Consider the following 925-nt stretch of genomic DNA (forward strand, 5'->3'; position numbering starts at 1 on the left):
ACTCACGATAAGATGATGTTTCGTGTCTACTGCTGTTTGCACGTTGTAACAAACCTGACGGTTCATATTATCCGTTTTCATTAACCGAGCATCAGGGTCTGTTGACGACAGTTGTTTGTCTGGATGTGCATTAACTTTTGTTTCTATTTCTTGTAACTCGCTAAGCCTGTTTTGGAGCCAAGCTAATTTGTCCTTCATCAATGCGGTGTCTTTATCACTCTTGTCGCTGGCATCTGCGCTGTCTAGCTTTGATAAGTATTCACTTATGCTGCTTTCAATTCGTGCAATATGGTCCTTAGCTTTTTGGGGAGTGAAGTTATTCTTTTTTGCGTTGACCGCTTTAAACTTGCTGCCATCAATCGCCACTACAGCATCGGCAAACATGTTCATTTGGCGACATAGCTCAACGAATTGACGACATGCGTTCTTAATACCTTTGCCGTTATCTTTTCTAAAATCAGCAATGGTTTTAAAGTCAGGAGTAAGGCGTTCAAGTAGCCACATCAATTCAATATTACGTTGGGCTTCTCGCTCCAATCGGCGAGAAGACTGTACCCGATTTAGATAGCCATAAATGTAGAGCTTCAACATGGTGGCGGGATGATACCCGGGGCGACCTGTATTTTTAGGCGTTACCTTGTGGAACCCTAGGGTTGCTAAGTTGAGTTCATCTACAAATGCTTCAATCACTCGAACGGGATTCTCAGTATTGACGAAATCATCTAATGCTTCTGGAAATAATGTGACTTGGTTGCGACCTTGGCCTGTAATATGGTGGGACATATCAACAACACTTATTCTTGTTAACCTACTAATAAGTATAGTAAATAAGCGATATAGCAGCAGGCAATTTCAAGATTGTTTGATCATAAAAACACGGTGCTTAGCTCAAAAGGTGATCAATAGTTTTCACACAGTCTGAGCG

Annotated in this window: 1 protein-coding gene; it reads right to left on the reverse strand. The window is 41.5% G+C overall.

Annotation, left to right across the window (positions count from 1 at the left end; all coding sequences use genetic code 11):
- A partial coding sequence (locus ABWV72_RS21150; RefSeq protein ID WP_353372956.1) for a transposase occupies nucleotides 1-783 on the reverse strand: 783 nt, incomplete at its 3' end.
- Nucleotides 784-925: the final 142 nt, after the last annotated feature.

Source organism: Aliiglaciecola sp. NS0011-25 (assembly GCF_040370605.1).
Lineage (GTDB): Bacteria > Pseudomonadota > Gammaproteobacteria > Enterobacterales > Alteromonadaceae > Aliiglaciecola > Aliiglaciecola lipolytica_A.